Here is a 7,209-nt window from a genome sequence, read left to right as displayed (position 1 = left end):
TCAGCGTCCCGGTAGTTCTGCAAGGGCGACAGGAAATTATTGATGCTGTGTTCGGCGTGGTATTATTTACGTTATTGGTTCAAGGTCTGACGACGCAATTTTTCTTGAAGAAATTGGATTTAGTCGGCGATCAGCCTCAACGCCAAGAGTATAGCGAGTTTCTTGCCCGACGGACAGCGCTAAATCGGGTTTTCAATTATCTGGAAAACATCGAACGTTCCCCAGAAATCGATCCAGAATTTTATCGCTATCAGCAACAGTTGGTGAAGGGGGAAATTAAAAGCGTGGAAGAGAGGATCGCCAGCTTACAAAGCAAAAATCCTCAACTGCGATCGCTCGATCTCGAACAGTTACGGGAAGAATTGGTGGATATTGAGGCAGATACCTATGCTGAATATATCCGTGCTGGACGCTTAAATCGCAATCTTTCTCCCCTGTTACAGGGAATCCTCGATCAAGCGATTGAGAAGGCGATCGAGGAAGGTCATATCGCAGTGTAAAGGCAAGTTTTTTGTCCCTCCTCTCTGGATCTGATCTTCTTCGCAACCATTAAATTTCTCTGTAATTTGTCAAGGTTTGCAGATTTTTGAGAAAAAAGAACTTGCAAATTATCCTCACTTGCGCTAAAAAGATAGAGTGCTGGTTCTCAGTTCCTCTTTCTCCTCACATCGACCTAAGATGCGAATCTAAAATACACACACAAGGTAAGACTTACGAAAAGTAAGACTTGCAGAAAGTAAGTCCCAAAGTTGAGTCCTACAACTTTCTTAAGTCGGCTAAATAAAACCAATAAACTAAACGCCGACTAAGCGTCCGGTTGAGAACTAGCATTTACAAAATTATCCACTCATAGCAAAACCGAATTTAAACGATTAGAAATATGACTCAAATAGTTGCTCACCCAATGGTGAAGTTGCAGCGTAAGGTGCAGTCTTTGGTTAACTCCAATATTCTCCAACCCGAAGATGGAATTTGGAAAATTGCTTTCTTGTATGGAAACAAGTGGGCATATTGGAAAAAGGAATTGTTGGATTTTGGCTTCAATTTACAAGATCCCGTTCAAGATTTACTGGTTGTTGAAGCGTGGGATGAAGAAGATTAAAGTGGATTTCTGAAATATTTCTGCTGTTATGGTCTAGGGCGATCGCCATGACTTGAAAAAGAAAGGCGATCGCTAACCCCGGCATTGAGACAGCGCTTTTGCTAATTCCTTAGCGGTTTTATAGCGTTGTTTTAATTGCGGTTCAGAGGCTTTTGCGATCGCCTTGGATAATGACGGGGTAATGGTAGGAATACCGCCAACTTCGAGACGATAAACATTCCCTTTATGTTGATAATATTTAAGGGGAGAATGTCCCGTCAAAAGAAATACTAAAGTTGGCGCGATCGCATAGAGATCGGATTGGGGACAGGGTTGCCCTCGTTCTTGTTCGGGGGCGCTATACCCTTCCGCACCAATTCGCGTCCCCAAGGGCGTACCAATCTCCTTAACTGCCCCGAAATCCAACAAAACGACCTGGTTATCAAGATGGCGTACCATGAGGTTTGCTGGCTTAATATCTCGATGAACGAGGGGGGGATCGAGATTGTGGAGATAGTCGAGAATTTCGCAGGTTTGAATTCCCCAATCGATCGCCTGTTGAGGGGTGACAGTGCCTTTTTCATAGATGCGTTGTTCTAAATTCTGCCCGTGGATTAATTCCATAGCCAAATATTTTTTATTCTCTTCCACAAAAAAATCGTAATATTTGGGAATGCCAGGGCGATCGAGGGTTTGTAAAATACGCGCCTCTCGTTCAAAAAGTTCTCGCGCCTTGGCAATTTGAGCCATATCCGCATTCATTTCTTTCAAAACGAGAAGTTGTGGCGATCCCGAAATTTTCCCTTGCTTGTCCCAAGCGAGATATGTTGTTCCCATTCCTCCTTGCCCCAAAGTTTGCAGAACTTGATATTCTCGTACAAAGGTTTGCTGTTCGACGAGAGGTTCGCCGCAGTGAATGCAAAAAAGTGTTTTGGGGGGGTTATTCCCATGAGTGCAAGAGTTTGCGGGTGGGGAATTCGCGAATAACTGCACCTGTAAGCGGGGACCATCCTTCGCTAATTGCACGATCGCCCCAGGATCGAGAAAACCTTGGGAAAGCGATCGCCCATTAACAAATGTTCCATTGGTGCCGCGATTAATTCCCCGCCAGCGATCGCCCTCCCGAGATAATTCAAAATGATAGCGAGAGACTTCAGGGTAAGAATCGAGGATAATATCATTATCGCTAGCACGACCGACACGAATAGGCGATCGATCCTGAAACTGCCACTGTTGCAAAGGGCGATCGGTTTGTGGTTCGAGGAGAGTAAGAGTAATCATAGTTGTTGCCTGTTGCCTTTTACCTCTTGCCTGTTGCCTATTCCCCGTTGCCTTTTACCTCTTGCCTGTTGCCTATTCCCCGTTGCCTTTTACCTAAAACAACCGATCGGCATTAGGACGCATTTTGATCCGCACCACTAACCCCGTAATATTGTCGTGACCGTTATATTCATTGGCAAAATCGATTAATTCGATCAAACCTTGGTCTAAATTAGCTTTAGAAGAGATCAGAGGGGTGAGATATTTTTCGTAGTGTGTTTCTAACAGTTCCCCGTCAGATAAACCGTCAGAACACAGTAATAACAGAGTATCCTCATTCAGTTCCATATACTGCACGTCAGGCTTGACAAACTCATTATCCCTCGGACCGATCGCCTGAGTGAGTTGATAAGCATCGGGACGGGCATAGGCATCTTCGCGATCGACCCCCCGTAAAATTTCGCGCTGTCCTACCTCGTGATCGAGGGTTAATTGTTCAATGCCGCGTTTGCGAGTCACCGCGTAAATGCGAGAGTCCCCCACATGGGCGATCGCAATATTGGTATCTTGTACCAACAGCATGACGAGAGTAGTTCCCATGCGACCGCTTCCCGATCGCGAATTTTCCAAATTTACATCGTAGATTTTTTCATTGGTTGCCAGAATTCCCTCGGCGATGGTGGCTTCGTCTGGCAGTTTATCGGGGTCAGTCCAATGCGCCTTAAAATAGTGTAGGAGACTTTCTACCGCCATGGCACTGGCAACTTCTCCGGCAGCATGACCCCCCATCCCATCACAGACAATATAAATCCCCCGTCCGCGAATCGTTTTACCTAGGGCATTTTCCTGTTTGCTGAGGTGAGTTTCGATGCCGAAGTGATCTTCATTGTGATCCCGTTGGCGACCAATATCCGTTAGTCCTCCATCAGATAAACTTAATAATTGCATGGGTAAAACCACCGTGGGCATATCGTCTGCCATGCCGCGATAGACCATTTTTTCCGCATTTTCGGCAACTCCTTCTTCCTGGGGAGAGGCTGGGGGAACTGCGTCGCCTTCAGGGGTGGAAGAGGGGGCTTCCTGTTGACGGGCGAGGTCTTGGAGACGCGATCGCAATACTTCTGTGGATTCAAACTCTCCCGCACTAACTGCCGAAATCAGTTCCGCGATCGGTCCGTACATGGTACGACCTGACCGACTAAATAAACGTTTCCAAATATTCCCCAACTCAGCCAAGTCGGGTTTCTCTTCCTGGCGATCGCCATAAAGTCGCTGCAAGCACAGGGTTAAATCTTCATCAACCCGCAAATTATCTTCATTTAGCAAACTCTGACAGCATTGCACGATGGTTAATTCTTCCCATAATTTGGCCATTTCATTGAGCCAAAATAGCAATTGGGAGAAATGGGTATCCGCTTGACCCCATAATTCCGGTAGAGACTCCCATTCCGAACGATCTTCAAGCAAGACGACAGTGCGATCGGCAAAACTCCAGGTATCTTGTAAACCTGGAACGGCGGGATAAAGGGATTCTTGCAAAACTAGATAGGGAATTGCCGATCGCGCCACTCCCAACTGCTGCCAAAATTGAATATTAGAATCGGGATACTCTTCGGCCATTTCTTCGAGATCCTCAATACTCGATTTTTGTTGTTCGAGGAGTTGTTCGAGATAGGTTTTTTGTAAAGGTTGTGTATCCCACACTTGTAATTGCGCGATCGCGTCAGATTGTTCTGAAATAGTCCTATCCGATCGCAGTTGATAGCGATTTTCAGGATCGAGAGACTCTATTTTATTTTGATCGGGAATAATGTCTGCGGCGGTTTCCTCATCAGATTCAGGGGTTTCCTCATCTGCTGCAATTTGGGTTGTCCCACCGGGCTTAACTTTGGCTTGAGTTGCTTCCAGGGGCGATCGCTCAAAAGCGGGGAAAATGAGCGCCAACCAGTCATTGGCCACAAATGCCCCGCATTCAGGACAGGCTTCCTTTTGAAAACTGACTGTCGCACCGCATTCGGGGCATTCTTTGTCACTCAAAGAAGTCCCACAACGCTGACAAAATTTATGAGCCACGGGGTTTTCAAATTGGCATTCGGGACAAACCAACATAACAGAACATCCTTAACTCTGATTTTGGAAAATTGATATAGCTCTAGAACGGTAATTCTTTTGCCACATTAGCATTTTCCCCTGAATAATGGGTAATCGGTCAAATAATCCCAGCTTCCTTACTCTTCATTCAATCAAAATTCCGCATTGAGTGGGGTGCGAGGGAAGGGAATGACATCGCGAATATTGCCCATCCCTGTCATAAATTGAACCACCCGCTCAAATCCTAAGCCAAATCCTGCATGAGGTACGCTTCCGTAGCGGCGTAAATCGCGATACCACCATAGTTCTTCTAGGGGCATTTCTGCGGCTTGGATGCGCCTTTCTAAGACATCTAACCGTTCTTCCCGTTGGGAACCGCCGATAATTTCTCCAATTTTAGGGGCGATAACATCCATTGCAGCGACGGTTTTTTCATCTTCATTTAAACGCATATAAAAGGCTTTGATGCCGACGGGGTAATCGGTAACGATCGCCGGCTTTTGGAAGAGTTCTTCTGCTAAATAGCGTTCGTGTTCTGATTGCAGGTCTAAACCCCATTCTACGGGATAGGTAAATTGGCGATCGCTTTTCTCCAAGAGGGCGATCGCTTCGGTGTAGGTAATGCGTTCAAAGTCATTATTGATAATATTCTCGGCGGTTTTTAAAACGGTTTTGTCAATGCGCTTATTGAAAAATTCTATGTCTTCGGGACAGGTATCGAGAACATATTTGAAGATAAATTTAAGGAATGCTTCGGCCAAGTCCATATTGCCTTGCAGATCGCAAAAGGCCATTTCTGGTTCCACCATCCAAAATTCTGCCAAATGGCGGGAAGTATTGGAGTTTTCGGCGCGGAAGGTGGGTCCGAAGGTATAGACATTGGAAAACGCCAAAGCCATTGCTTCGGCTTCGAGTTGACCGCTTACGGTAAGATAGGCGGGTTTGCCAAAAAAGTCTTTTTCGTAATCAACTTTTCCAGCCTGGGTTTGGGGAATCTTCTCGAGGGGTAAACTGGTGACAGAAAATAATTCTCCTGCTCCTTCACAGTCATTGGTGGTAATTAAGGGGGTATGAATCCAAAGAAAGCCCCTATCTTGGAAAAAATGATGGATTGCATTAGAGCAGGCATTACGGACGCGAAAAACGGCTCCTAGGGTGTTGGTGCGCGATCGCAGGTGTCCAATGCTTCGCAGGAATTCAAAGGAATGGCGTTTTTTCTGTAAGGGGTAAGTTTCGGGATCGGAATCGCCGACAATGGCTATAGATTCGGGTTGTAATTCGATGCGCTGTCCCTTACCTTGGGATGCGGCCAATACACCGGATACTTTCACGGCAGCGCCAATGTTAAGCTGTTTGAGAAGAGCTTCGTAATCGGGAAAGTCTTGGTTAATCACTACTTGCAGGTTGGCCAAGAAGGAACCATCATTGACTTCCATGAAGGCAAATCCTTTCAATTCGCGTTTGGTGCGTACCCAGCCTTCTACAGTTACAGTTTCGTCAGGCTGTCCATTGCGAAGTATATCGGCAATCCGTCTTTTTTCCATGTTGGCAAGGGAGTTTGCGTCGGTGAATCTATTTTTAGCTTAATTCATTTAGCCGTCGGGAAATTGCCAACAAGGAATAGATTCAATATCTTGACTCCCGCAACGACAGGAAGCATCTCGTGTAGAAGCAACCCATTCTTGCCCGCACTGCCGACAATGACAGAGAATGTTATTGCGATCGGCAATTTCTATTTTTAGTCGCCAGCGATCGAACAAGTTTTTATCGGAATTAGATTCTGAGGAAGACACGATCGCATATCCTAAATATATTGAGTCTCATCATATTATTCTCCTTGACGGGAGAATTTCTCGCGAATTTATCAGTTTTTTTTAAGGTTTCCAAGTTTTCTTATCCTTTCTCACACTCTACCTAATTCATGATTCGCCTTTACGAGTTTATTTTCAGAGGAGGACCTGTAATGTATCCTCTTCTTCTTCTCTCTATTTTTACTTTTGCTTGTGCTTTGGATAGAGGACGGTTTTGGGTGCGTTTGTTAATACAAGAAGATCGGGTTACACGAGATGTTCTCGAAACGGCGCGAGTTAATCTCTCCAAAGCAGCAGATATTGCCAAAGGTGCAAGTTATTTACCCATTGGTCGTTTTTTATTGGCACCTTTACAATTACGAAACCCTTCTCCTGAAACCTTTCGCCTCGCAATGGAAGCAGCAGGAGATAAAGAATTTGTCAAGATGCAAAAAGGAGAAAAATTTCTCGAAACAACTGTTGCAGTTGCTCCTTTGTTGGGATTATTGGGAACAGTTACGGGGTTAATTAGAACTTTTGAAAACTTAAATATTGGGTCGGAAAATGCCCTTGATGCGTCTAATGCGGCGGCGGGAATTGGAGAGGCTTTAATTACTACGGCGGCGGGCATGATTGTGGCTATTTTTGCTCTTTTAGTGTTCCGGGTTATGGTAACATTACAAGCACAACAAATGGATTATTTTTCTGAAGTTGGGACTGAGTTAGAGTTAATTTATCGTCAAGTTTGGTACGAACCTACTTTGCAGCAAATTAAACCTTCTTTATTACCTTTTGTTGAGGAAGGCGATCGCTAAATCGGACTTTAATGACTTTAACTCAACTTGCTAGTTATTGATTCGATCCCCCCCAGCCCCCCTTGATAAGGGGCAGGTACTATTCGTTGAAAAAAGGAAAATACTACAATGCCTGACTTTTCGTTAATTATTGCCCACCTAACCCCCCAAATCTGGGGGGAACCGGACTCAA

Annotated in this window: 6 protein-coding genes and 1 pseudogene; 3 read left to right on the top strand and 4 right to left on the bottom strand. The window is 45.2% G+C overall.

What is annotated here, in order from left to right:
* A pseudogene (locus VB714_RS06675) lies at positions 1-500 on the top strand (sodium:proton antiporter); the annotation flags it as partial.
* A 380-nt stretch (positions 501-880) separates the two neighbouring features.
* A complete protein-coding gene (locus VB714_RS06670; RefSeq protein ID WP_323222387.1) occupies positions 881-1,102 on the top strand; it encodes a DUF4327 family protein in 222 nt (73 codons plus the stop codon).
* A gap of 72 nt (positions 1,103-1,174) precedes the next feature.
* On the opposite strand, the gene VB714_RS06665 is transcribed toward VB714_RS06670, so the two are convergent.
* The 4 genes from VB714_RS06665 to VB714_RS06650 form a co-directional block, all read right to left on the bottom strand.
* A complete protein-coding gene (locus VB714_RS06665) occupies positions 1,175-2,362 on the bottom strand; it encodes a protein kinase domain-containing protein (protein WP_323222385.1) in 1,188 nt (395 codons plus the stop codon).
* A gap of 93 nt (positions 2,363-2,455) precedes the next feature.
* The gene (locus VB714_RS06660; protein WP_323222384.1) at positions 2,456-4,450 is read right to left on the bottom strand and encodes a serine/threonine phosphatase; all 1,995 of its coding nucleotides are present in this window, start codon (positions 4,448-4,450) and stop codon (positions 2,456-2,458) included.
* A 134-nt stretch (positions 4,451-4,584) separates the two neighbouring features.
* Positions 4,585-5,976, bottom strand: a complete 1,392-nt coding sequence (asnS, locus tag VB714_RS06655) for an asparagine--tRNA ligase (RefSeq protein ID WP_323222382.1) — start codon at positions 5,974-5,976, stop codon at positions 4,585-4,587.
* Positions 5,977-6,024: 48 nt separating this feature from the next.
* Positions 6,025-6,225 (bottom strand): hypothetical protein, encoded by a 201-nt coding sequence (locus VB714_RS06650; protein ID WP_323222380.1) that lies wholly within the window; start codon positions 6,223-6,225, stop codon positions 6,025-6,027.
* 128 nt (positions 6,226-6,353) lie between these two features.
* Between VB714_RS06650 and VB714_RS06645 the strand changes: the two genes are divergently transcribed.
* Positions 6,354-7,037: a MotA/TolQ/ExbB proton channel family protein gene (locus VB714_RS06645; RefSeq protein ID WP_416309624.1), complete on the top strand. Its 684-nt coding sequence runs from the start codon at positions 6,354-6,356 to the stop codon at positions 7,035-7,037.
* Positions 7,038-7,209: the final 172 nt, after the last annotated feature.

This window comes from Spirulina sp. 06S082, assembly GCF_034932145.1.
In the GTDB taxonomy this organism is placed as follows: domain Bacteria; phylum Cyanobacteriota; class Cyanobacteriia; order Cyanobacteriales; family Spirulinaceae; genus CCY15215.
The sequence above is the reverse complement of the archived record's forward strand: the minus strand, read 5'-3'. Positions and strand labels throughout refer to the sequence as shown.

Bases quoted from the DNA above. Each gene is read 5' to 3' on its own strand.
- asnS (WP_323222382.1), bottom strand. From the start codon at position 5,976: ATGGAAAAAAGACGGATTGCCGATATACTTCGCAATGGACAGCCTGAC.
- VB714_RS06670 (WP_323222387.1), top strand. From the start codon at position 881: ATGACTCAAATAGTTGCTCACCCAATGGTGAAGTTGCAGCGTAAGGTG.
- VB714_RS06665 (WP_323222385.1), bottom strand. From the start codon at position 2,362: ATGATTACTCTTACTCTCCTCGAACCACAAACCGATCGCCCTTTGCAA.
- VB714_RS06645 (WP_416309624.1), top strand. From the start codon at position 6,354: ATGATTCGCCTTTACGAGTTTATTTTCAGAGGAGGACCTGTAATGTAT.
- VB714_RS06660 (WP_323222384.1), bottom strand. From the start codon at position 4,450: ATGTTGGTTTGTCCCGAATGCCAATTTGAAAACCCCGTGGCTCATAAA.